We start from the raw sequence: 21,683 nt of genomic DNA, 5'->3' as shown, positions 1-21,683 counted from the left end.
CTCGACATCTCCCACATTCGATCGTGCAGGCTGGTGCTGCCTGGCGACATTCGCGGCACTTCACCGCTACGCTGTAGTCTTCTCTTAAATCCCCCCCCCAAGGTGTTGCCTCGATGATCACTGTTCACCACCTCAACAATTCCCGCTCACAACGTATCCTGTGGGCGCTTGAAGAATTGGGCCTGCCCTACCACATCAAATGCTACCAGCGCGACGCCAAGACCAACCTGGCGCCGCCTGAACTCAAGGCCATTCACCCCCTGGGCAAATCCCCGGTGATCGAAGACGGCTCGCGTGTGCTGATCGAGTCCGCCGCGATCATCGACTACCTCATCCGTCGCCACGGCAGCGGCCAACTGCAACCCGACCCGGCCACCGATGCCTACGACAGCTATGTGCAATGGCTGCATTTTGCCGAAGGCTCGGCCATGCTGCCGCTGATGCTCAACCTCTACGTCGGACGCCTGGGTGACGCAGGTGCGCCGCTGCATCCGCGGATTGAATCGGAGCTGGCCAACTACCTGGGCTACCTGGATGATGTGCTGGGCCACACGCCGTACCTGGTGGGCGACGCACTCAGCGGCGCGGATATCCAGATGAGCTTTATCGGCGAAGTCGCCCAGGCCCAGGGCAAATTGCAGGCCTACCCGAACCTCGCGGCGTGGCTGCAAAAGCTCCAGGCGCGGCCGGCTTATCGCAAGGCGGTGGAGCGGGGTGGGGAATACGCGTTTGCCAAATAGCCAGAAGCCATGTTGGAGGAGGCTTGCCCTAATGCCAGTCAGTTAAGCGCAGATCTCCTGTGGGAGCGGGCTTGCTCGCGAAAGCGGTGGGTCAGTCAGCCTCGATGTTTGCTGGGCCGACGCCTTCGCGAGCAAGCCCGCTCCCACATTTACAGCCTTAGACCCAGGTTCAACAGGTGAACCTTCGAATCTCCCTGCGCTCACTTGAAACGTGGCACTGGCTTTTCTCGAAAGGAATCTGCATGCACTCCACCTCGTCAATCGCGCCCGTAGAGCGCGAACTGAGCCTGCGGGCAGTCATCACCGGGATCGTGCTGGGCATCCTGCTGACCCCTTCCAATGTGTACGCAGGCTTGAAGATCGGCTGGTCGTTCAATATGTCGATCATCGCCTTGCTGATCGGTTATGGCCTCTGGCAAGGCCTGGCCCAGCGTTCCGCTGAACACCTGCCGTGGACCCTGCACGAGAGCAATATCAACCAGACCGTGGCCTCTGCCGCGGCGTCGATTATTTCCGGCGGGCTGGTCGCGCCCATCCCGGCTTATACCTTGCTCACCGGCAACCAACTGGCCGCGCTGCCGATGATCGCCTGGGTGTTTTCGGTGAGCTTCCTGGGGATCTGGATCGCGTGGTACCTGCGGCCTTCATTGCTCAATGACAAGGCGCTGAAATTTCCCGAAGGCATGGCCACCCTGGAAACCCTGCTGCACATCTACAACCATGGCAGCGAAGCCGCCACGCGCTTGAAAGTGCTGCTCGGCGCGGCGCTGTTGTCGGGGCTGGTCAAGTGGGTGGATACCTTTATATGGGCCTTCCCGCGCTGGTCGCCAAGTGCCCAGTTGGAGCGCCTGACCTTCACCGCAGATCCTTCTCTACTGTTGCTGGGGTTCGGCGGCATTATCGGCATTCGCGTGGGCCTGACCCTGTTGCTCGGCGCTTTGCTGGCATGGGGTGGGTTGGGCCCGTGGTTGTTGGCGAACGGGCTGGTGAGCCTGCCCGCCGGCAGTAGTGGCCCGCAGTTTGCGGTGTTGGTGGAATGGCTGTTGTGGCCGGGGGTGAGCCTGATGGTGTGTTCTACCCTGGCGTCCCTGGCGATTCGCCTGTGGGCATTGCATCGCTCGACCCGGGCCGCTGGCGGTACGCCGTGGACGGTTCCCAAACCTGGGCCTGCCGCCGGTTTTGCCCTGGCGATCGTGCTGGTGGTGAGCCTGCAGGCGCTGCTGTTCGGCATCAACCTGGGCATGGCGCTGCTGACCATTCCCCTGGCGATCTGCCTGGCCGCTGTGGCGGCGCGGGTAGTGGGGGCTACTGGCATTCCACCGATTGGCGCCATTGGGCAACTGTCCCAGCTCAGTTTTGGCATCGTTGCGCCCGGCCAGGTACCGATCAACCTGATGAGCGCCAACACCGCCGGCGGTTCGGCGGGGCAATGCACCGACTTGATGAATGACTTCAAAGTGGGCAAGGCGATTGGCGCTACACCGCACAAGCAAGTGATCGCCCAGATCCTGGGGATTTTCGTCGGCAGCATCGTCGGCGTGTTCGCTTACCTGGCCTTGATTCCTGACCCTCAAACCATGTTACTCACCGAAGAGTGGCCGGCCCCGGCGGTCGCCACCTGGAAAGCCGTGGCCCAGACCCTGACCCATGGCCTGGATTCACTATCGCCGAGCATCCGTTGGGCCATCGCCATCGCCAGCCTGTTCGGCGTACTGCTGGGCATACTCGACAGCACGCTACCGGCTCACCGCGCGCGCTATCTGCCGAGCGCGGCAGCCTTGGGGCTGGCCTTTGTCCTGCCCGCCTCGGTGTCGCTGATGATGGCCCTGGGCGCGGTGATCACCTGGGCGGTGAGTTGTCGCTGGCCGAGCGTGACGCAACGCTTTGCGATCACGGCAGCGGCAGGGTTGATCGCCGGGGAGAGCATTACTGGCGTGGGCGCGTCGTTGTGGCAGATGCTGGGAAATGGATGAATGGCCCACGTGGATTTACAACTCTTCACCACTTCAAAAGGCTCACCGTTATAGGCTTGGCGCTGCGACGTCTGGATCACGCCCCGTCAACGACCGTTGAGCCTACCCCATGAAACTGCCCGCCATCGCTGCCACGTTGCTCGCCTTCGCTACGCTGCATCCGCTACCCGTACACGGCACGCCCATCACCCATGTCGCCATCTACCGAGGCCCGGCAGGCTGCCCGGACTGCTCGGAAAACGTGAAAACCGCCTTGCAGCGTCTCAACCCGAATTACCAGATCGACTTCGTGGGTGCCGACGAACCCATCGACATCACCCCACACACCCTGGCCCGCTACGACCTTTATGTACAACCCGGCGGCGGCCAGGACATCCCCGGCGCCCTCGACAGTCTCGGTGATGAGCGTGCCGAGGCTATCCGCGACTATGTTGCCAAGGGTGGCCGTTACCTGGGCCTGTGCATGGGCGCCTACCTGGCGGACGACAACAATCTCGGGCTGATCCCCCAGGCGCTGGACACCGAAGCCGGCCGCCCCGGTTTTGAAGTGACCGGTATCGACGACGCTGCTGTGCGGGTGACGTGGGACGGCCAGGCTGATCATGTGTTCTATCAGGACGGCCCGTACTTTCCCAAGGCCAGTGCCGCCGCGCCCTACAGGACCCTCGCCACTTACCGCAATGGCGATGTGGCAGCGGCGCGCTATGCCTACCAGAAAGGCGTTGTGGTGCTGAGCGGGCCGCATCCGGAAGCCGGCCAGGAGTGGTTCGAGAATGCCGGTATCCCACTGGACAAGATGCCGCGTGGGGAGCTGTTTGGCTCGCTCATACGCAGCGTTCAAGAGTAAGGCGTGACGCTCGGTAAACCCGTGCACCGCCATGACCAATGTCGATATCAGACTCGATGATGGCGTAACCAGGCTACTTGTACCGGGCCCCGCGCACTTAAGGTGAGGGTCATTGGCCGCCTGAGCACAACAAAAACAATGATTAGCCTGACTCCCAACGATTCTAACGGTCAGCTGGCGCAAGGCTTCAAGCCCCGCCACGTGACTATGTTGTCCATCGCCGGCATCATCGGCGCGGGGCTGTTTGTCGGCTCCGGACATGCCATCGCCGCAGCGGGGCCAGCGGTGTTGCTGGCTTACCTGTTTTCCGGCCTGCTGGTGGTGCTGGTCATGCGCATGCTGGGGGAAATGGCGGTGGCACGCCCGGACACCGGCTCGTTTTCCACCTACGCCGACCAGGCCATCGGCCCTTGGGCGGGGTTCACCATCGGCTGGTTGTATTGGTGGTTCTGGGTGCTGGTCATTCCCATCGAAGCCTTGGCCGCCGGGCACGTGCTCAACCAGTGGTTCCCTCAGGTTGATGCGTGGCTGTTTGCGTTGATCTCAATCGTGTTGCTGGTGATCACCAATCTGTTCAGCGTGGCCAAATACGGCGAATTCGAATTCTGGTTCGCCATGGCCAAGGTGATCGCCATCGTCGGCTTTATCGGCCTGGGCTTCAGCGTCCTCATGGGCTGGATCCCGGATCGCGAAGCCAGCGGCTTGAGCCGCTTGATGGAAGAACACGGCGGTTTCGCCCCCAACGGCCTGTCGGCGGTGGTAGGCGCGTTCATTACCATCATGTTCAGCTTCATCGGCACTGAGGCGGTGACCATCGCCGCAGCGGAATCGAGCAACCCGGCGCAGAACATCGCCAAGGCTACCCGCTCGGTGATCTGGCGCATTGGCGTGTTCTACCTGTTGTCGATCTCCGTCGTGATTTCCGTGGTGCCCTGGAACGATCCGCTACTGGCGTCCGTGGGTTCCTATCAGCGTGCACTGGAAATTATGAACATCCCCAACGCCAAGTTCATGGTCGATGTGGTGGTGTTGATCGCGGTAGCCAGTTGCATGAACTCCTCAATCTACATTTCCTCGCGCATGTTGTTTTCCCTGGGCAAACGCGGCGATGCGCCACCGGCACTTAAAATCACCTCAAAGGCGGGCGTGCCCAGGGCTGCGGTGATCGCCAGCACCATCATCGGTGCGGGCATTACGTTGCTGAGCTACTTCATGCCGGCCGGTCTGTTCCAGTTCCTGCTCGCCAGCTCCGGCGCCATCGCGTTGTTGGTGTACCTGGTGATCGCTATCTCGCAACTGCGTATGCGTCGCTTGCTGCTTCGGCAGAACGTCGAGTTGACCTTTCGCATGTGGCTGTTTCCCTGGCTGACTTACCTGGTGATCGTGTTCATCTGCCTGGCCCTGGGGGTGATGATGGTGACGCCGGAACACCGCACCGAAGTGTCCTCGACCATTGGCCTGGCGTTGGTGATTTCCTTTATCGGCCTGGTCACGTCGCGCCAGCACAACCGGGCACCCAAGCCGGTGGCGCTGGAACAGTCCTGATCACGCCCGTGGGGTAGCGGTGATGGAAACCGAGGCACCTGTTTGCCAGACCATCGGCTTTTTGCTGCTGGACCAATTCACGCTGATATCCCTGTCGTGTGCGGTCGAGCCGCTGCGCATGGCCAACCAATTGGCGGGCGAAGAGCTCTACCGTTGGCAAACCCTGAGCCTGGACGGCCAGCCGGTGTGGGCCAGCGATGGCGTGTCGGTGACCCCGGATGCGTGCGCGCAGGACCAGCGCGGTTTTGATGCGGTGATCGTGTGCGGCGGCGTCGGCATTCAACAGGCTATCAGCCCTGCGCTCATCGCTTGGTTGCGCAGCCAGGCGCGCCTGTACTGCAAACGTCTCGGCGCGGTATGCACCGGCAGTTGGGCGCTGGCCCAGGCGGGGTTGCTCGATGGCTTCCAGTGCAGCGTGCATTGGGAGCTGATGGCGTCGATGCAGGAGGCGTTTACCCGCGTCAAGGTCAGCTCCAGCGTGTTCACCCTCGACGGCAACCGCTTTACCAGCTCTGGCGGCACTGCGCCGCTGGACATGATGCTGCACCTGATCGGCCGCGATCACGGGCACACGCTGTCGGCGGCGATTTCCCAGATGTTCGTGTACGAGCGCATTCGCAACGAGCGCGACCACCAACGCGTGCCGCTCAAGCACCTGCTCGGCACGCAACAGCCCAAGCTGCAAGAAGTGGTCGCCCTGATGGAAGCCAACCTGGAAGAACCCATCGACCTCGACGAACTGGCCGCCTACGTGCACGTGTCCCGCCGCCAGTTGGAGCGTATGTTCCAGAAGCACTTGTACTGCACGCCATCGCGCTATTACCTCAAACTGCGCCTGACCCGTGCCCGCCAGTTGCTGATGCAGACGCCCATTTCGATTGTCGAACTGGCGGTGATTTGCGGCTTTGTCTCCACGCCGCATTTTTCCAAGTGCTACCGGGATTTCTTCGGCGTGGCGCCCAGCGATGAGCGCTCGGACATGCGCCTGCATCCGCCGCCTGCGTTACGGCCAGAGGGGCAATCCCTGGCCCCGCAACAGCCCAGAAATACACTGGAGCAGGCGCGCGACGAGCCGACGTTTGCTACGGTGCAGATTCAAAGGCGATAGGGCTTGGGGCTTGCCCGAATGCCAGTAGGAGCGAGCAAGCCCGCTCCTACAAAAGGCAATAAGCCTCAGCGCTCAAATCCACTGGTCATTCAACGCGGTACGCTCACCGCCTTCATGCCCGGTATTCAAAATGCCCCTTGGCTCGATCATCATCAGCCTGGCTTCACCTTCGGCGGCGGTCCTGTGCTCAATGCCACGCGGCACCACATACAACTCACCCGGCTTCACATACACCGGGCCATCCGGCAGGTCGATACGCAACGTGCCTTCAAGCACCAGGAACGCTTCATCGGTTTCGGGGTGCGAATGCCAAATGAATTCACCCTCGATACGCACGACCTTGAACTGGTAGTCGTTCATTTCGGCGACCACTCTTGGGCTCCATTGCTGGTCGATGAGCGAGGCTTTTTGAGCAAGGTTTACAGGCTGTGCTTGAGTCATGCGGGATCTTCCTTTCGATGAGAAGGCCAGACTATCCAAGCAAGCGGTCAGCAGGCTTGTACGATCCTGCAACCTCTCCACTCGTACGCTCCCGCATTCCCCACGGGAATGCAGCACATAAAATTAATGCATTTTTCTTACTGCCACGGTTAACGTAATTTGCGTCAAGGCCACGGAGAACCGCCTTGAACTCATCCTCATCCAACCCTGCTGACAAATTCGATACCTCAAGAGCCAACGAGTACGCGCGACAAAGCCGTATCGCGTTGGCGGGCTATGACGCGTGCCAGGACCTGGCAGCCTGCATGCTCGCGGCAAGCCTTGGTGATGCCCCTTCGGCCAAGGTACTTGTGGTCGGCGCCGGCGGTACGGCGCAGGAGATCATCGCCATGGCCAGCCTTGAACCGGAATGGCGCTTCATGGCGGTTGATCCCTCCCAGCCGATGCTCGACGCGGCAAGGCAGCAGTTGGAAGCCAACCACTTGCTTGATAGAACCACCCTGCATCTCGGGACGCTTGAAGACCTGGCAGCAGACGCATCATACGACGCCGCCACCTTGATCGGTGTGCTCCACCATCTGGAGGGTGACGACGCCAAGGCCCGAATGCTGCGATCGATTCGGGCGCACCTGAAACCGGGGGCACCGCTGATCGTCGCGGGCAATCACTATGCGTATGCCAGCCAGCCGTTGCTGCTGGCGGCATGGGGCCAACGGTGGCGTCAGCATGGCGCCACCCCGGACGAAGTGAAGGCCAAGCTCGGCAAAATCCTTCAAGGCGCCGACCCGCCACATTCCGAGGCCGCAGTGCAGAAGCTGTTGCACGACGCTGGCTTCGGCGACGCGACCCGTTTCTTCAGCAGCCTGTTCTGGGGGGCTTGGCTGACGTGTAAGGTGCAATAGCGAAGTCAGCAACCCGTGGCACGATTCAGATCGCCCGGAGAGTAGCCAGCCGCCGACGCCAATCGCCGCCATGCCGAAGGTGGCATTCCTCTTCGGAGTCGAAACTGACGCAGCGGGCGCTGTTCGGGACGTGCACGTCAGCGTCATCCAGCGCGGCGGTAGTCAGCTCGCGCATACGGGCGTCCGTGCCGGTCGCGAGGGCGTGAGCCTTGCTCGCAACGCTGTCGAACACCCAGATCACCCGCAGGCTTTGGGGGAAGGCGCGGTAGTCGACGGTGTGGGTCAGCCATTCGAAGCCCGTGATTTCGGCTTTTGCGATCTCGCAGGCGTCGGTCAGGGCTGCGATGAGGCGGCGTTCGATACGGGCGTGGTCGCGTGAGGCCGGGGGCATAAAGGAAGTCCGTGAATCCTGGGAGTGGGTTGGGGCGCTGATCAGAGCATAGCTATCTACACAACTTCGGCACGACGCTAAATCTGTGGCAAGGCAGCTTGCTCCCGTGACGGCCTGACAGCCGGCGCATATCCATCTGACGCTCCGAAATCCAAATGTGGGAGCTGGCTTGTCGGGTCGCCGCATCGCTGCGAAGACGGCCTGCCAGCCGACGCCAATCTACCTGACCCCCCACGATCCAACTGTGGGAGCTGGCTTGCCTGCGATGACGGCCTGCCAGCCGACGCCAATCTACCTGACACCCCGCAATCAAACTGTGGGAGCGGGCTTGCTCGCGAAGGCGGCCTTATAGGCGACACAGCTATACCGAGTACATATCCATTCCTGCGGTAACGGCCACTTAGGGTTCCGCCCTGACGGCGGCTCACTTTCGAAAAGCGCGAAAGTAAGCAAAGCGCTCTTGCCCCACCACTCGGCACCTCGCCTGGGCTCGGTGTGCCCGAACGCAGGCTTGAATCCGTGGGCCGCCGCCACGCGCCATTCATGGCGCGGGGCGGCTAACCCGGCGTCCTGCCGGGTTACCCACGAATTCAAGCCTGCGTTCGGCCAGCGTGGTTTAACGGGGCGCCTGAGATCAAGATCAAAAGTAGATCAAGATCAACAGCGGCTCGCTTCGCATCGTGGTTACCGTTGAGCGCTACAGAGTTGTGTAGATACCTATGCTGATCAGAGCGGGCGCTATTGAAGCGAGGGACGCAAGCGTTGCCACTCATTCCAGCAATCCTCGGCAACGATATCCGGGTAACCCCGTTCTTGTGCCATCGCCAACGCGGTGGAGAAGGTTACCGCAATGCAAGTGGCCTGGTCGCGGATATTGCACACTTCGACTTCGCTGAGCGGGGTGCCTTTTTTCGATTCGGCGGCGGTCAGCAAGGCGGCCAGGGCGGGTACGAAAACCAGGCAGAGGGGCTCGGTAGACATCAGCTTTTTCCTGAGTGGGGTGGGGCGCTTATTGTTCAGGGTTGATCAACGATCTCAACGTATGGTCCTCCCAAACGCCAGCGATTTTCAGATAGGCCCGCGCATGTCCTTCCTTCTCAAACCCCAGCGACTCCAGAAGGCGTTCACTCCGCACATTGCGGGGCAAATGATTGGCCATGATCCGGTGAAGACCCAACTGCTCAAAACAGTGTCGGTTAGTGACCTGAAGCGTTTTATTCATCAAGCCGCGACCTTGGGCAGATTCCGCCAACGAAAAGCCGAGATGACAGGCCTGAAAAACGTCCCTCACAATGTTCGTGTAGTTACACCGCGCTAGAACCTCTCCGCTTTCGGCAAGCAAGAGGAAACACAGAGCGTTGTCAGCCTGCATATTGTTGACCTGCTGCTCGACCCTGGCCTTGGCGTTGCCCGTGGTGAAGTATTCCTCGTCCCTGAGCGGCTCCCAGGGTTGCAGATGCTTGCGATTGACGCGTTCGTAACGGCTGATCCGCTCGAAATCGTCACATGCCAATGGCCGAAGGCAGTAGCCCTCAACGCAATACTCCATAAGCCCCTCCAGATTTACCAATGGCCCCATCTCACTGCGTAGCCGCAAAGAATAGCGCCGCTGCGCGTAAAGCGACCCCTTTCATGGCAAACAGGTCTACCATGCCAGCCCCGGCAGTGGTTTCACTCGCTCCCGAACTCCATTTTTCAAGGTAGCGATAATGTCCATCGACCAAATCTCCCTCCCCAAAGGCGTCGGCCCCCACGCCGCCAAGCTGCTTGACGCCATTACTGGCGCCTCCACCCATGAAGAACTCAACCGTGCTGGCGGTAAAGCCGAGGGTTTTGTGCTGGGGCTGGAGGCCACAAAGGCGATCAAAAGCCAAATCGCAGAGTCGTTGTACGTAGCGTATGACGACGCGGCGAGCAATCGGGCTAGTGAGCTGAAGGGCTAGTGCCAGTCAGCCCATGGTTCCGGAATGAGCGCCAATCGCTGGAATAGGCTGGCGAACATAATAATTGTCGAAGTCACTGCTTTCGATGAACTGGAAGCCATGGCGGGTATAAAAGCGATTCGAAGCGCTTTCTTTGAGAGCCCCTACTTTGATAGGCAGCGCAGCCGCATCTGAACTGGCCTAATGATTTTGGACACTTCAATCGGGCGTTATGATAGCGCCCAAATCTGAGGTGTTTGGATATGCGTAAATCTTATTCGAGTGAGTTCAAGCTCAAGGCTGCCAGCATGGTGCTGGATGAAGGCCAGCCGGTTACTGAGGTCTGTGCCAGCCTAGATATCGGCCCCACTGCTCTACGCCGCTGGGTCGATCAAGTGCAGAAAGAACGCCTGGGTTCGACCCCGGTAGGGGCCAAGGCGATTACCGCTGATCAGCGAGAAATCCAGAGGCTCAAAGCCCTACTCAGGGAGAAAGACCTGGACATTGAAATCCTAAAAAAGGCCAGTGCTCTCCTGCTTTTGGACGCCAAAGATCATTCACGCTGATCGATGAGCTGGACGAGCAATACGGCGTTAAAAGGTGTTGCCGGGCGTTTGGGATCAACCGTAGTAGTTTCTACGCCTGGCGCCAGCGCCAGGGCAGAGCAAATCCTGAACGGGACAAGCTCAAAGCCGCGCTGGTCAAGCACCACAGGGCGTCCAGAGAGTCGGCCGGCGCACGTACTTTGTCCAAGGAGCTAAAAGCCAAAGGGCATCGTATCGGACGTTATATGGCTCGCAGTTTGATGCGCGAAGCTGGCATCGCTAGCCGTCAGCGCAGGCGCCATAAGTACAAGTCGCCGGGCGTTGAGGCATTGGTTGCGCCGCACGTGCTCAAGCGAAAATTTGATGTAACGGCGGTTAACCAGGTGTGGTGTGGCGACGTAACTTACATCAAGGTCGGCAAGCGATGGATGTACTTCGCCGCCGTTCTGGATTTGTACGCTCGGAGGATCGTGGGTTGGTCGTTCTCGATGATTTCTGATGCCAATCTGACCTGCGAAGCGCTACGCATGGCGGTTGAGCTACGCGGCCGCCCCCAGGATGTGTTGTTTCATTCAGACCAAGGTTGTCAGTACACCAGTCATAAATTCCGAAACGAGCTTGTGAAACACGGATTTAGACAAAGTATGAGCCGTAAAGGCGAGTGCTGGGACAACGCCCCCATGGAGCGTTTCTTTGGTAGTTTGAAATCAGAGTGGGTTCCTGAAACGGGCTACAAACTGGAACATGAGGCCCGGGCAGACGTGCAGCGCTATGTCTCGCGCTACAACATCAGCAGGCCTCACAGCTACAACGACTACCGGTCGCCGGTCGCGAAGGAAAGGTTGGTGGCGTGAACCTTAATCGGTGTCCAAGATTACTTGACCAGTTCACATCCGCCTCTTTGAAAATCTGAGAGAGAACAGCAGACCCTACCCCTGACCCTTGCGCGCTCGGCCTTACATACAAGTGGTCGAGCAAGAGTTCATTGGAGTGATGTTTGACCACTACGAAACCCACCCGCTCTCCAGATGCCTCGATATAGCGTGTATCGCGAGCTTCAAAGCCGCCAAGAAACCGCTCCCGCGCACGCACTGGGTCAAATCGCCCAACACGCTCCAGACTTTCGCGCATGGCCTCAATTCGAATGGCTACCAGATTATCCAAATCGCTTTGTTGAGCCGGGACCAAAGTGATGGGGGAATTTTGATTGGGTGCGACGGGCATATTGGGTGCTCTAGCTACCATCCTGGGGGCTCAGTATAGAGAGCCTGATACTGATGACGCGACCTGCGTGGTATGTTCACGGCATACATGGAGTAACGGACCCCAGGAAGGAAATGGCCATGCCAGTGGACACCCACCCAATCCGCATTCTCTCGCAACGCCTGAGCATCGAGCCCTTCTGCGTGCAAGACGCTGTTGAGTCTTTCGCTTGTATCACGCCGTCTTTGACTCGCTACATGTCCTGGGAACCGCCTGCCTCGCTGGAAGATCACGCGCAAGTCTGGGGGCGGTGGCTGCCTGCGATAGCGGATGGCAGCGACATCGTGTTCACGGTCAGGGAGCGGGTAGGTGCTCGTTTTACCGGCTTGGTCGGGCTGCACCATACCGGCAGTGAAACACCGGAGTTGGGTATCTGGATCCGTGAAGATAAACATGGGTTGGGCTTTGGGGGGGAAGCGGTGCGGGCGGTTGTTCAATGGGCTAGCCAGTGGGTGGCGGCAGAGAGTTTCATCTATCCTGTTGCGACGCAGAATCGTGCGAGTCGACGTATTGCCGAAGCTTTGGGGGGAGTTGTCATTGAGAGGCGGATGACGGAGAAATATGATTCGGTTGTGTACCGTATAGCGGTGGTTTAGCTCTGGGTATCAGGTTGGCCGATTCCTGTCCTTCGCGAACGGCAGAAATCGACCCATTGCTGCTTTTCAGAGCACCTGAATAAGTACGTAAGGGACGACCTCTGCCGGTTATAACGTATGAACGTACAGGTCAAATTCGGTCCAAAGGAGCGTCAGATCGAACCCAAATAGCTGGGTAGATCTGGGAAGGCAACGGCGAGATGAGCTAGGCTTCCGGCATCATTACTCAAGGACGACAATCATGCCCGATAACTCAAATTGCAAAATCGCCACAGCGGACGCTCTGACATTGCTCCTCCACAACCAGCACGCCCTATGTGCAGCGATAGAAGAAATAACCAAGTGGCTGTCAGAAAATGGGGGCGACAGTGTCGCCGCTAATGCGATATCGGCAATGGAAACGCTGGACACAAATGCTCGAGCCATCACAGAGTCCATTATGAGGGTACGCCAGCCTTAGATCACTCAGTGAGGTCCAGTACTGCCCTGTAAGTTGAATGGTCCCTGACTTTGTAGACACAATTGGCCGGTAGCGGTCGTTTGTGAGCGTCCGCTAATGCCCGAAAGCTGACCAGTCTTGAGCGTACGCTTTTGGCCGGTTAGCTACCATTGCTCCGATTAGCCATCCCTGTCCTTCCACACATGGAGGACTTGTCATGAACATCATCGCTACCTGCAGACGTCAGCCCTGGAACAAAGGAAAACTGGTCGGGCAGAAAACCCCGCTCCGACTGAGAGATATCTGGGCCATCCGAGTAAGGCTTCAAATTGCGGAAAGAACCCGAGATCTGGCTCTCTTCGATCTGGCCATCAACAGCAAGCTTCGAGCCTGCGACTTAACCAAGCTCCGCGTGCGCGATGTTGCTCATGGCGAGCACCTATCATCACGAGCCATGGTGATGCAGCAGAAAACGCAGCGGCCTGTGCAGTTTGAGATCACTGATCAAACACGACCTGCTCTCGAGGCCTGGATACATCGGGCCCAGCTACGCAGCGAGGACTACCTTTTTCCTAGCCGGCTGCATACTTCAGGGCATCTATCTACTCGTCAATACGCTCGTATCGTCAAAGGCTGGGTGAAAGCCGTGGGCCTTGATCCAGCCATGTATGGCACACGCAATGAGACGTACGAAGGCATCACTGATCTATCGCAGGACGAAGAACCTGCGGGCGGTTCAGTTGCTGCTCGGCCATACGAAGCTGGAGAGCACTGTTCGATACCTGGGGATTGAGGTCGATGACGCCCTGGAGATGGCGGAACAGACTGAGGTTTGACCATGCATAGCGACGGTCGAAATTAGACTGTCGCTAACCGGCCCGCTCTTCGACAAAGACGTCGACTACGCGAACCGGATTGGTATCACTGGCGTAGTCGTCAAGGCTTTCGGGAAGCAGAGTGCTTTGTCCGCGATAGTCACCTTGGATGAAATGTTTCATAGGCAATCCTGCGTTATCACTTTGGGCAATCGTAGCAACGTTGGAAGGCTCTTGATGTACTCTAATGCAAGAAAGTAATGCTAGTAAATTTGGAGCTTAAGGACCTGCCCATGGATGTGATTTCAGCGCACCTATTTTCTACAAATCACCGTACTCAAATTGAAGTAAGCGATCACTGTGGCTGTTTTTACTGTTTAAGTGTGTTTTCGCCCTCAGAAATCACAGAGTGGGTTGATCTAGATAGCACCGCTCTGTGTCCGAAGTGCGGGATCGACTCGGTCATCGGTTCAGCATCCAGTCTGTCGATTACCCCTGCATTTCTTTCGAAGATGCACGAACACTGGTTCTAGTAGATTCCGTCATTCGCGGGCATCCCTTCGGTTTCAGATCTACAGACTAGCTTTACCTCAGTGCCGCACGTTCCTGCTAAGTATTTACACACTCTGGGCCGAAAGCAGTCGCCGCTCTCCTCATCGCAGAGGGCTTTGTGCCGAGGCTGAATCCACCAAAGCCATCAAGCGCCAACTCGCCGAGTCGTTGTACGTGGCTTACAACGACGCGGCGAGTTATCGAGCTATTGAATTAAAGGGCTAATCATCACCCAGGGCAGGGCGCTTCGCGATCGAGGAGTCTGGCGGTGAGGAGTACGCCCAGTTCGCTCAGTTGGTGGATCGCCAGGGCGATGTCGCGGTGTTTGCCGTTGAGGTCTTCGGACAGGTCGAGCAGCAGGGTGCTGACGCTGGTGAAGGTTTCGTAGCTGTTGGTGATGAGGGTTTCGTTGCTGGCGTTTGGGGCAACGGTGAAGAGCGTGGTTGAATCTGGTTTGAGCATGTTTGAATTCCTGTTTAGGGCCACCATCCTTTAGCTACTAAACATAAGGGTGGCGGCTGTGCGCAGGTTAGTAGACCGGGGAATCCAAACGAAGCCGGCGCACCCGAAGGTGCCCTGCACACAGCCACCATCAAACACAGACGCAATGCCTGATCGGTGAAGCTTGTGCACGTTGTTTGGATTAACCTTCAGGCTACTAAACCCGATCACTGAACAATTCAGCGACCGAGCCACCTTAGAGACGGCCACTCCAGCGCACAAGCCGGCGGATTCTGACGTACGCGTAGGCAATGGAGCAAGGCGCGGTGTGGGAATCGGATTTTGCCTTCAGGCGCTGCGTTATCGTTCGGGTTTTTCGCGAGCAAGCTCGCTCCTACAGAAGTGCCATATTCCGGTGTTATGGTTGGCGCTGACGATGGAGGACTGAACATGACATTGACTGTCGACACCTTGCTCGAATTGGCCATGGCCAACCCTATCAATGCGCACATCACCGCGCGCCTGCCGGAGCTTGGTGTGCAGCAGTGCTTGCTCACGGCGGGCTGTTTGTTCCAGGCGGTGTGGAACCATCAGACGAATCTGCCGGCGGCTCAGGGCGTGAAGGACTATGACGTTTTTTACTTTGACGAGGACCTGTCCTACGAGGCGGAAGACGCGGTAATTCGTGCGGCGCAGGTGCTATTCCAAGACCTGGGGGTGAATGTGGAGGTCAGGAATCAGGCGCGGGTGCACCTTTGGTATGGGCAGCGGTTTGGCCGGCCTTACCCGCAGTTGCATTCGGCTCGGCAGGGGGTTGACCGTTATCTGGTGGCGGGTACGTGCATTGCGCTGGATATTGCCTCGGGCGAGGTGTATGCGCCATATGGTTTGGAGGACGTGGAGCAGGGGGTGTTGCGTATCAACCCTTTGCATCCGGAGCCGGCGCTGTTTTTGCACAAGGCCAGGAGTTATCAGGCGCGTTGGCCGTGGCTCAAGATTGTCGAGCCGGGCTGAGCCCCCGCTCACAAATCCAGTAACCCCCCGAGTACGCCGCAGCCTAACACCACCAACCATGGCGGCAGCTTCCACACCGTCAGCGCGATCAGTGCGAGCAACGCCAGTGCGGCGTCATAGCCAGTGAAAACCGCACTGGTCCACACCGGCTGGTACAGCGCCGCCAACAACAGGCCAACCACCGCCGCGTTCACCCCGGCGAGCGCCGCCTGGGTACGCGGGCTTTTGCGCAGGTTGGCCCAGAAGGGCAAGGCGCCGAAGATTAGCAGGAACGACGGGGCGAAGATCGCCAGCAGCGCGATCACCCCGCCAGGCCAACCGCTCGGGGCGTGGGTCATGGAGGCGCCGAGGAAGGCGGCGAAGGTGAATAGTGGGCCGGGCACAGCTTGAGTGGCGCCGTAACCGGCGAGGAATACATCGTTGCTGACCCATTGGCTGGGCACCACTTCGGCTTGCAGCAATGGCAACACCACGTGGCCGCCGCCGAATACCAGCGCGCCGGTGCGGTAGAAGGCGTCCACCAGCGCCAGCGTGGGGTTGAGCGCCCATGCGGCGAGGAGTGGCAAGGCCACCAGCAACAGCAAAAACAGCATCAACCACAGGGCTCCGGTGCGGCGGCTGATGGCGATGGGCAGGGCGTCGGGCTCGGCACTGCTCTCGGGCTTGAACAACAGCAGGCCAGCCACGCCTGCAGCCACCATGACCCCGACCTGAGCCCAGGCGGAGGGTTGCAGCAGCACCACGCAGGCGGCGATCAACATCAACGCCACCCGTAAAACGCCTCGGCACAGGTTGCGTGCCATGCCCCACACGGCCTGGGCCACCACCGCCACGGCGACAACCTTGAGGCCGTGCAGCGCGCCATGGGGGAGGGCGCCGCCGTAGTGGGCCAGCCCCAGGGCAAACAGAATCAGGGCGATGGCCGACGGCAAGGTGAACCCGGCCCAGGCTGCCGCCGCGCCCCGGTAACCTGCTTGGGACAGGCCCAACGCGATACCGACCTGGCTGCTGGCCGGGCCTGGGAGGAACTGGCACAGGGCGACCAGTTCGGCATAGCTGCGCTCGCTGAGCCAGCGGCGGCGGGTGACGAACTCTTGGCGAAAATAGCCCAGGTGCGCAATCGGCCCGCCGAAAGAGGTGAGGCCCAGGCGCAGGAAGATCAGGAACACTGACCAGGGGCGGCTGCGGTGATCGGTAAGCTGGGGCAAGGGGATGTCTCGGGCAACGGTGCTGGATTTCGCCGACCATAACCAATTTTCATGACGCGTAGAAGCGCGGGTATTTTGCCGCCCCCATTGAATTTATCCGCGGTTGCTTGAGTCACTTAAAAGCAGTGTACTGTTTTCCATCCACTGGACCTCAAGGACCGATCATGACCTTTTTCATCTTCCTGCTTGCCTGCGCCGCCGCCGCCAGCACTGGCGTGATCTTCAAACCCGGCGCCTGGTACGAATCCCTGGTCAAGCCCAGTTTCACCCCACCCAATTGGCTGTTCCCAGTGGCCTGGACGATCATCTACCTGCTGCTGGCCTGGGCCGGTTACCGCTTGACCCTGATCCCCGGCAGCGAAATGGTGTTGGCCCTGTGGGCGGCGCAAATTGCGTTGAACACCCTGTGGACGCCGGTGTTCTTTGGTGCCCATCGGTTGTTCGCCGGGATGGTGATTATCGTGCTCTTGTGGCTCACCGTGGCAGCGATGGTGCTGCTGGCCGTGCGCCTGGATTTGATTACCGGCCTGATCCTGTTTCCGTATCTGGTGTGGCTGTGCGTGGCCGCGGCGTTGAACTTCTCGATCCTGCGTAATAACCGCTGATGGCCTACCAGCATTGGCCTGCCAGCGAGCCCGAACTGGCCCAGATGCGGCGCTTCAATCGCAAACTGGCGTGGATGCCGCGCTTCAAGGTCCGCAACCGCGTGATGCCGCGTCTGATCCAGGCGCTGTTGCGTGCCAGCCAGACCTTCAAGAAGGCGCCCCTGGCGGAACGCAAAATGCTCGGGGCGATCCCCTTGCGCATCCTGCGGCCCGCTGGCCCGCCCAAAGGCGTGGTGCTGGATATCCACGGCGGTGGCTGGGTGATCGGCAATGCGCAAATGGATGACGACCTTAACCTCGGCATGGTGAATGCGTGCGACGTGGCGGTAGTGTCGGTGGATTACCGACTGGCGGTGGATACGCCAATTGAAGGGCTGTTGGATGACTGCCTGACGGCTGCGCGCTGGCTTTTGGCGGACTGCCCGGAGTTTGCCGGCCTGCCGGTGTTTTTTGTCGGTGAATCGGCCGGCGGGCACCTGGCGGCGGCCACTTTGTTGGCGCTCAAGCAATGGCCCGAGTTGCTCCAGCGGGTGAGCGGCGCGGTGCTGTATTACGGCGTCTACGATTTGACCGGCACGCCCAGTGTGCGCAAGGCCGGGCCGGACACCTTGTTGCTGGACGGGCCGGGCATGGTTCAGGCGCTGCGCCTGCTGACGCCGGGGATCAGCGACGAGACGCGCCGGCAGCCGCCGTTGTCGCCTTTGTATGGAGACTTTGAGGGGCTGCCGCCCGCGCTGATGTTCGTGGGCGAATTGGACCCGCTCAAGGACGACACCCTGCTGATTGCCGAGCGATGGCCAACGGTGGAGGCTCATTTGCTGCCGGAAGCGGCCCACGGGTTTATTCACTTTCCGGTGGCGATGGCCGATCGCGTGTTGGCTTACGCTCGCCAGTGGATAACGAGCCGCATCCTTGGCGATGAGCGTTAGTATCGAGGCGGTGCAGGCCGCTGACATTCCCGATGTGCTGAGCTTCGCTTTGCAGGCGCGGGATGAACTGTTTCCCACGCTCAGTGCCACCGGTGTTCCCCACGATCTGGCGCAGTTTGAAGCCATCTACCTTGAGGGCGGCGGGCGGTTTTTGATTGCTCGTGCCGAAGGCCGGATCGTTGCCTCGGTGGCTTATCGGCCCTACGACGGCCGCTTCCCGCAGTTGAACTACCAGGGGCGCAAGACGGTGGAAGTGGTGCGCCTGTATGTGCTCCCGGCAGCGCGACGCTTGGGCCTGGCGGGCCGGTTATACCGCTCGCTGGAGGCGCTGGCGCGGGCCGATGGCGTAGAGATGATGTACTTGCATACCCATCCGTTTCTGCCCGGTGCGATTGATTTCTGGCGCAGGCAGGGGTTTGAGGTGGTGGATGTCGAGGCCGACCCGATATGGCAAACCACCCACATGCATCGGCCTCTGTAGGTGAAGTGTGGGAGGGGGCTTGCCCCCGATAGCGGTGGGCCAATCACCGATGTATTTGCTGACACTCCCTCATCGGGGGCAAGCCCCTCCCACATTTGGACCACAGTTGGCCGTCAGACCGTCACCAGAGCAAGCTGCCCCAACCTACGGATTCAGTTGGAGCGCAGGCGCAGGATTTGCGCGCCGTCGAACGGGTCCGTCAGGTAATGCCCCTGCACGCCGAAGGTCTCCTGCAAGCGCTGTGGCGTCAGCACTTGCAGCGGCGCGCCCAGCGCCACCAGTTGCCCGCGATCCAGCACGGCCAGGCGATCACAGGTCAACGCCTGGTTCAAATCATGCAGCGCAATCAAGGTGGTCACTGGCAAGCCTTGCACGCCTTTGAGGATCGCCAGTTGATGTTGGATATCCAGGTGATTGGTCGGCTCATCCAGCAATAAAATCTGCGGGCGTTGCGCCAGGGCGCGGGCGATGTGCACGCGCTGGCGTTCGCCCCCCGAGAGGCTGCGCCAGGCGCGTTGGCTCAGGTGGGTGGCGTCTACGTCATGCAGGGCCTGGTGCACGATGGCGTCGTCTTCACGCGACCAGGGGCTCAATGCCGACAGCCACGGCGTGCGACCCAGGGCCACGGCGTCGAACACGCGGATGGCGTCGTCGGTGTCGGCCTGTTGCTCCACAACCGCCAATTGCTGCGCGATGGTGCGGCGCGACAACTCACCGAGCCGCTTGCCACCCAGGCGAACTTCGCCGCTGGCCGGCACACGCAAACCAGCCAGCAATTTGAGCAGGGTGGATTTGCCTGAACCATTGGGCCCGACGATACCCAGGGTCTCACCCAACTGCACGTCCAGGTCAATGTCGCGCAGCAACTGCGCGTCACGCACTTTGAAGCCCAGGCCGCTGCAACTGAGCACGCTCATCGGGCGTTCCTCCGGCCAATCAAAATCAACGCAAACACCGGCGCGCCCACCAATGCCGTGACCACCCCCACCGGAATCACCTGGCCCTTGATCAAGGTGCGCGACAGCACATCGGCGGCGATCAGAAACAGCGCGCCGCCCAAGGCGCTGGCCGGCAGCAAGCGCGAATGCCCGGTGCCAAGCAACAGGCGCACCGCATGGGGAATTACCAAGCCGACAAACCCGATGGAGCCGACGATGGACACCATCACCGCCGTCACCAGCGCGGCGCAGGCCACCAGCACAAATTGCACGCGGCGCACCGGGATGCCGAGGGAGGCCGCTGAGTCGCTGCCGAAGGTGAACGCATCCAGTGCACGCCGGTGCCACAGGCACACCGCGAGCCCCACGACCGCCACCGGCACCGCCAACCACACCGACGGCCAGCGTACGCCGCTGAGGTTGCCCAGCAGCCAGAACATAATGCCGCGGGCTTGTTCGGAACTGGCCGACTTGGTGATCAGGAAGGCCGTCAGGGCATTGAACAACTGTGAACCGGCGATACCCGCGAGGATGATCTGCCCGGTACCGCTGGACGATCCGCTGGCCCGCGCCAGCAGCGTCACCAGTGCAAAGGCCGCCATCGCCCCCACAAACGCGCCCGCCGACAACGACACCAGGCCACCGCCCACGCCGATCAAGGCGACGAGCACCGCGCCGGTTGACGCGCCGGCGCTGATGCCCAGCAGGTACGGGTCGGCCAGCGGGTTACGCAGCAGCGATTGCAGGATCACCCCGCACGTTGCCAACCCTGCGCCGCAAGCTGCGGCCACCAATGCACGGGTGAGGCGGTAGTTCCACACCACGCCTTCGTCGATGGGGTCCAGTACGTATCCGGCGCCCCAGAGTTTATTGGCGAGCACCTGCAGCACCACCTGCGGTTCGATAGCGGTTTCACCGATGGCGACGCCAGCGAGCAGGGCGAGCAGCAGCAACGCCAGGGCGAGTAGGGTGCGCATCATTGGCCCAGGTGGTAGCCGTCAATGGCGGCCGCCAGTTGTTCAAGGCCTTCGAAGGTGCGCAGGCTCGCCTGCAAGGCCAGAGCGTCGAGGATGATGATGCGGTTGTTCTTCACCGCGTCCATGTTGCGGGTCACGGGGTCGCTGCGCAGGAAGGCGAGTTTCTTTTCATGGTCGTCGGCCGGGTAGCGGCGGCGGTCCATGCGTGCGATCACCAGGAAGGTGGGGTTGGCCTTGGCGATGGTTTCCCAGCCGACGGCAGGCCACTCCTCATCGGACTGCACCACGTTACGCAGGCCAAGGGTTTGCAGCATGAATTGCGGCACGCCTTTGTGGCCGGCTACGTAAGGGTCGCTGGCCATTTCGGCGCTGGAGAACCACACCAGTGCACTGGCTTGCTGCAAGCCCTTGCCCTGGGCCGTGGCGACGGACTTGGCCAGGCGCGCCTTGAGTTCGTCGGTCAGTTGTTGGCCGCGATCCTGCACGTCGAAAATCTGCGCCAGTTGCTGGAGGCTCTGGTAGATCGTCTCGATGCGAAAGGGCTCCAATCGCGTGCCGTCGGCACCCACCAGGTTGTCCTTGCCTTCGCAGTCGGACGGCAACAGGTAGGTGGGGATCTTCAGTTCATGAAACTGCTCACGGGTGCCGACCACGCCTTGGGGGCCCACCACCCATTCCAGCTCGGCGGCCACCAGCTGCGGGCGCTTGGCGAGTACGGCTTCGAAGCTGGGCTCGTTGTTGGCCAGGCGCTCGATGCGATCGTCCTGGGCCTTGTACTGCGCCGCCACGTTGTTGAACCACAGCGAAGTGCCGACCACCTTGTCGCCCACGCCCAGGGCGTAGAGCATCTCGGTGGCGGCCTGGCCGATGGTGACGCTGCGGGCGGGGGCGTGCTGGAAGGTCAGGGTGCTGCCGCAGTTTTGCAGGGTCAGCGGGTACTGAGTGGGCGCGGCTTGCGCCAGGGCACACACACTCAAACCTGCGATCAGGGCGGTAACGCGTGGCAGCATG

25 protein-coding genes and 3 pseudogenes are annotated in these 21,683 nt (G+C 60.4%); 16 read left to right on the top strand and 12 right to left on the bottom strand.

Annotated features, from left to right (window positions below; genetic code table 11):
- The first annotated feature begins 113 nt into the window (after window positions 1-113).
- From GH769_RS15720 to GH769_RS15700, 5 genes are all read left to right on the top strand, one after another.
- Window positions 114-740, top strand: coding sequence for a glutathione S-transferase family protein (locus GH769_RS15720; protein ID WP_032904113.1), 627 nt, complete (start codon window positions 114-116; stop codon window positions 738-740).
- A gap of 242 nt (window positions 741-982) precedes the next feature.
- On the top strand, window positions 983-2,713 hold the full coding sequence (locus GH769_RS15715) for an OPT family oligopeptide transporter (RefSeq protein WP_032904112.1): 1,731 nt from the start codon (window positions 983-985) through the stop codon (window positions 2,711-2,713).
- Window positions 2,714-2,822: 109 nt separating this feature from the next.
- Window positions 2,823-3,560 (top strand): BPL-N domain-containing protein, encoded by a 738-nt coding sequence (locus GH769_RS15710; protein ID WP_032904111.1) that lies wholly within the window; start codon window positions 2,823-2,825, stop codon window positions 3,558-3,560.
- A 138-nt stretch (window positions 3,561-3,698) separates the two neighbouring features.
- Complete coding sequence (locus GH769_RS15705; RefSeq protein WP_032904110.1) at window positions 3,699-5,105, top strand: amino acid permease; 1,407 nt, start codon at window positions 3,699-3,701, stop codon at window positions 5,103-5,105.
- A 22-nt stretch (window positions 5,106-5,127) separates the two neighbouring features.
- The gene (locus tag GH769_RS15700) at window positions 5,128-6,213 is read left to right on the top strand and encodes a GlxA family transcriptional regulator (protein WP_032904108.1); all 1,086 of its coding nucleotides are present in this window, start codon (window positions 5,128-5,130) and stop codon (window positions 6,211-6,213) included.
- 72 nt (window positions 6,214-6,285) lie between these two features.
- Here GH769_RS15700 and GH769_RS15695 read toward each other — a convergent pair whose 3' ends face one another.
- Window positions 6,286-6,654, bottom strand: a complete 369-nt coding sequence (locus GH769_RS15695) for a cupin domain-containing protein (protein WP_005789834.1) — start codon at window positions 6,652-6,654, stop codon at window positions 6,286-6,288.
- Between the two features lie 185 nt (window positions 6,655-6,839).
- Here GH769_RS15695 and GH769_RS15690 point away from each other — a divergent pair, with 185 nt between their 5' ends.
- Entirely contained in the window at window positions 6,840-7,556 is a 717-nt protein-coding gene (locus GH769_RS15690; RefSeq protein ID WP_032904106.1) for a class I SAM-dependent methyltransferase, read from the top strand.
- A gap of 25 nt (window positions 7,557-7,581) precedes the next feature.
- Here the strand turns inward: GH769_RS15690 and GH769_RS15685 are convergent, their stop codons facing one another.
- The 3 genes from GH769_RS15685 to GH769_RS15675 all read right to left on the bottom strand — a co-directional run bounded on the left by GH769_RS15685 (window position 7,582) and on the right by GH769_RS15675 (window position 9,496).
- Window positions 7,582-7,947, bottom strand: coding sequence for a hypothetical protein (locus GH769_RS15685; protein WP_032904105.1), 366 nt, complete (start codon window positions 7,945-7,947; stop codon window positions 7,582-7,584).
- A 738-nt stretch (window positions 7,948-8,685) separates the two neighbouring features.
- Complete coding sequence (locus GH769_RS15680; protein WP_032904104.1) at window positions 8,686-8,928, bottom strand: hypothetical protein; 243 nt, start codon at window positions 8,926-8,928, stop codon at window positions 8,686-8,688.
- A gap of 28 nt (window positions 8,929-8,956) precedes the next feature.
- On the bottom strand, window positions 8,957-9,496 hold the full coding sequence (locus GH769_RS15675; RefSeq protein ID WP_032904103.1) for a GNAT family N-acetyltransferase: 540 nt from the start codon (window positions 9,494-9,496) through the stop codon (window positions 8,957-8,959).
- A gap of 160 nt (window positions 9,497-9,656) precedes the next feature.
- On the opposite strand from GH769_RS15675, the gene GH769_RS15670 reads away from it, so the two are divergent.
- Entirely contained in the window at window positions 9,657-9,890 is a 234-nt protein-coding gene (locus tag GH769_RS15670; protein ID WP_020302473.1) for a hypothetical protein, read from the top strand.
- Window positions 9,891-9,896: 6 nt separating this feature from the next.
- Here GH769_RS15670 and GH769_RS29135 read toward each other — a convergent pair.
- Window positions 9,897-10,064: pseudogene (locus GH769_RS29135) on the bottom strand (GNAT family N-acetyltransferase); the annotation flags it as partial.
- A gap of 68 nt (window positions 10,065-10,132) precedes the next feature.
- Here GH769_RS29135 and GH769_RS29460 point away from each other — a divergent pair.
- Entirely contained in the window at window positions 10,133-10,435 is a 303-nt protein-coding gene (locus GH769_RS29460) for a transposase (RefSeq protein ID WP_014717988.1), read from the top strand.
- A complete protein-coding gene (locus tag GH769_RS15660; protein ID WP_044483177.1) occupies window positions 10,432-11,268 on the top strand; it encodes an IS3 family transposase in 837 nt (278 codons plus the stop codon). Before GH769_RS29460 ends, GH769_RS15660 begins: the two co-directional genes overlap by 4 nt.
- Here the strand turns inward: GH769_RS15660 and GH769_RS15655 are convergent.
- Entirely contained in the window at window positions 11,204-11,638 is a 435-nt protein-coding gene (locus GH769_RS15655) for a GNAT family N-acetyltransferase (protein WP_256670066.1), read from the bottom strand. The two genes, GH769_RS15660 and GH769_RS15655, sit on opposite strands and share 65 nt — an antisense overlap.
- Window positions 11,639-11,757: 119 nt before the next feature.
- Between GH769_RS15655 and GH769_RS15650 the strand changes: the two genes are divergently transcribed.
- From GH769_RS15650 to GH769_RS15645, 3 genes and pseudogenes are all read left to right on the top strand, one after another.
- Window positions 11,758-12,273 (top strand): GNAT family N-acetyltransferase, encoded by a 516-nt coding sequence (locus tag GH769_RS15650; protein ID WP_032904101.1) that lies wholly within the window; start codon window positions 11,758-11,760, stop codon window positions 12,271-12,273.
- A gap of 241 nt (window positions 12,274-12,514) precedes the next feature.
- A complete protein-coding gene (locus tag GH769_RS29130) occupies window positions 12,515-12,733 on the top strand; it encodes a hypothetical protein (protein WP_032904100.1) in 219 nt (72 codons plus the stop codon).
- A 196-nt stretch (window positions 12,734-12,929) separates the two neighbouring features.
- Window positions 12,930-13,548: pseudogene (locus tag GH769_RS15645) on the top strand (tyrosine-type recombinase/integrase).
- 45 nt (window positions 13,549-13,593) lie between these two features.
- Here the strand turns inward: GH769_RS15645 and GH769_RS29125 are convergent.
- Window positions 13,594-13,710: pseudogene (locus GH769_RS29125) on the bottom strand (hypothetical protein); the annotation flags it as partial.
- Between the two features lie 597 nt (window positions 13,711-14,307).
- Window positions 14,308-14,541, bottom strand: coding sequence for a DUF6124 family protein (locus GH769_RS15640; RefSeq protein ID WP_032903826.1), 234 nt, complete (start codon window positions 14,539-14,541; stop codon window positions 14,308-14,310).
- A gap of 429 nt (window positions 14,542-14,970) precedes the next feature.
- Here GH769_RS15640 and GH769_RS15635 point away from each other — a divergent pair, with 429 nt between their 5' ends.
- The gene (locus GH769_RS15635) at window positions 14,971-15,534 is read left to right on the top strand and encodes a nucleotidyltransferase family protein (RefSeq protein WP_032903824.1); all 564 of its coding nucleotides are present in this window, start codon (window positions 14,971-14,973) and stop codon (window positions 15,532-15,534) included.
- A gap of 8 nt (window positions 15,535-15,542) precedes the next feature.
- Here the strand turns inward: GH769_RS15635 and chrA are convergent, their stop codons facing one another.
- Window positions 15,543-16,742, bottom strand: a complete 1,200-nt coding sequence (chrA, locus tag GH769_RS15630) for a chromate efflux transporter (protein ID WP_032903821.1) — start codon at window positions 16,740-16,742, stop codon at window positions 15,543-15,545.
- 164 nt (window positions 16,743-16,906) lie between these two features.
- Between chrA and GH769_RS15625 the strand changes: the two genes are divergently transcribed.
- Genes GH769_RS15625 through GH769_RS15615 form a run of 3 tightly spaced genes read left to right on the top strand, consistent with a single transcriptional unit; the run spans window position 16,907 to window position 18,757 of the window.
- Window positions 16,907-17,347 carry a TspO/MBR family protein gene (locus GH769_RS15625; protein ID WP_014719179.1) on the top strand — a complete coding sequence of 147 codons (441 nt, stop codon included), beginning with the start codon at window positions 16,907-16,909 and terminating at the stop codon, window positions 17,345-17,347.
- Window positions 17,347-18,276 (top strand): alpha/beta hydrolase, encoded by a 930-nt coding sequence (locus GH769_RS15620; protein ID WP_032903819.1) that lies wholly within the window; start codon window positions 17,347-17,349, stop codon window positions 18,274-18,276. Before GH769_RS15625 ends, GH769_RS15620 begins: the two co-directional genes overlap by 1 nt.
- Window positions 18,266-18,757: a GNAT family N-acetyltransferase gene (locus GH769_RS15615; protein WP_032903817.1), complete on the top strand. Its 492-nt coding sequence runs from the start codon at window positions 18,266-18,268 to the stop codon at window positions 18,755-18,757. Before GH769_RS15620 ends, GH769_RS15615 begins: the two co-directional genes overlap by 11 nt.
- Before the next feature lie 152 nt (window positions 18,758-18,909).
- On the opposite strand, the gene GH769_RS15610 is transcribed toward GH769_RS15615, so the two are convergent.
- The 3 genes from GH769_RS15610 to GH769_RS15600 are packed head-to-tail and all read right to left on the bottom strand — an operon-like array spanning window position 18,910 to window position 21,682.
- Window positions 18,910-19,674 (bottom strand): ABC transporter ATP-binding protein, encoded by a 765-nt coding sequence (locus tag GH769_RS15610; RefSeq protein WP_020302466.1) that lies wholly within the window; start codon window positions 19,672-19,674, stop codon window positions 18,910-18,912.
- A complete protein-coding gene (locus GH769_RS15605; RefSeq protein ID WP_014719175.1) occupies window positions 19,671-20,675 on the bottom strand; it encodes an iron ABC transporter permease in 1,005 nt (334 codons plus the stop codon). The genes GH769_RS15610 and GH769_RS15605 overlap by 4 nt, the downstream gene beginning before the upstream one ends.
- Window positions 20,672-21,682, bottom strand: coding sequence for an ABC transporter substrate-binding protein (locus tag GH769_RS15600; protein WP_032903815.1), 1,011 nt, complete (start codon window positions 21,680-21,682; stop codon window positions 20,672-20,674). Before GH769_RS15600 ends, GH769_RS15605 begins: the two co-directional genes overlap by 4 nt.
- Window position 21,683 lies beyond the last annotated feature (1 nt).

This window comes from Pseudomonas sp. CFSAN084952, from assembly GCF_009648855.1.
In the GTDB taxonomy this organism is placed as follows: Bacteria; Pseudomonadota; Gammaproteobacteria; order Pseudomonadales; family Pseudomonadaceae; genus Aquipseudomonas; species Aquipseudomonas paracarnis.
This window is presented reverse-complemented; position numbering and strand designations above follow the sequence as displayed.

Coding starts and splice junctions, on each gene's coding strand:
- GH769_RS15720 (WP_032904113.1), top strand. CDS start 114: ATGATCACTGTTCACCACCTCAACAATTCCCGCTCACAACGTATCCTG.
- GH769_RS15715 (WP_032904112.1), top strand. CDS start 983: ATGCACTCCACCTCGTCAATCGCGCCCGTAGAGCGCGAACTGAGCCTG.
- GH769_RS15710 (WP_032904111.1), top strand. CDS start 2,823: ATGAAACTGCCCGCCATCGCTGCCACGTTGCTCGCCTTCGCTACGCTG.
- GH769_RS15705 (WP_032904110.1), top strand. CDS start 3,699: ATGATTAGCCTGACTCCCAACGATTCTAACGGTCAGCTGGCGCAAGGC.
- GH769_RS15700 (WP_032904108.1), top strand. CDS start 5,128: ATGGAAACCGAGGCACCTGTTTGCCAGACCATCGGCTTTTTGCTGCTG.
- GH769_RS15695 (WP_005789834.1), bottom strand. CDS start 6,654: ATGACTCAAGCACAGCCTGTAAACCTTGCTCAAAAAGCCTCGCTCATC.
- GH769_RS15685 (WP_032904105.1), bottom strand. CDS start 7,947: ATGCCCCCGGCCTCACGCGACCACGCCCGTATCGAACGCCGCCTCATC.
- GH769_RS15680 (WP_032904104.1), bottom strand. CDS start 8,928: ATGTCTACCGAGCCCCTCTGCCTGGTTTTCGTACCCGCCCTGGCCGCC.
- GH769_RS15675 (WP_032904103.1), bottom strand. CDS start 9,496: ATGGAGTATTGCGTTGAGGGCTACTGCCTTCGGCCATTGGCATGTGAC.
- GH769_RS15670 (WP_020302473.1), top strand. CDS start 9,657: ATGTCCATCGACCAAATCTCCCTCCCCAAAGGCGTCGGCCCCCACGCC.
- GH769_RS29460 (WP_014717988.1), top strand. CDS start 10,133: ATGCGTAAATCTTATTCGAGTGAGTTCAAGCTCAAGGCTGCCAGCATG.
- GH769_RS15655 (WP_256670066.1), bottom strand. CDS start 11,638: ATGCCCGTCGCACCCAATCAAAATTCCCCCATCACTTTGGTCCCGGCT.
- GH769_RS15650 (WP_032904101.1), top strand. CDS start 11,758: ATGCCAGTGGACACCCACCCAATCCGCATTCTCTCGCAACGCCTGAGC.
- GH769_RS29130 (WP_032904100.1), top strand. CDS start 12,515: ATGCCCGATAACTCAAATTGCAAAATCGCCACAGCGGACGCTCTGACA.
- GH769_RS15640 (WP_032903826.1), bottom strand. CDS start 14,541: ATGCTCAAACCAGATTCAACCACGCTCTTCACCGTTGCCCCAAACGCC.
- GH769_RS15635 (WP_032903824.1), top strand. CDS start 14,971: ATGACATTGACTGTCGACACCTTGCTCGAATTGGCCATGGCCAACCCT.
- GH769_RS15625 (WP_014719179.1), top strand. CDS start 16,907: ATGACCTTTTTCATCTTCCTGCTTGCCTGCGCCGCCGCCGCCAGCACT.
- GH769_RS15620 (WP_032903819.1), top strand. CDS start 17,347: ATGGCCTACCAGCATTGGCCTGCCAGCGAGCCCGAACTGGCCCAGATG.
- GH769_RS15615 (WP_032903817.1), top strand. CDS start 18,266: ATGAGCGTTAGTATCGAGGCGGTGCAGGCCGCTGACATTCCCGATGTG.
- GH769_RS15610 (WP_020302466.1), bottom strand. CDS start 19,674: ATGAGCGTGCTCAGTTGCAGCGGCCTGGGCTTCAAAGTGCGTGACGCG.
- GH769_RS15605 (WP_014719175.1), bottom strand. CDS start 20,675: ATGATGCGCACCCTACTCGCCCTGGCGTTGCTGCTGCTCGCCCTGCTC.
- GH769_RS15600 (WP_032903815.1), bottom strand. CDS start 21,682: ATGCTGCCACGCGTTACCGCCCTGATCGCAGGTTTGAGTGTGTGTGCC.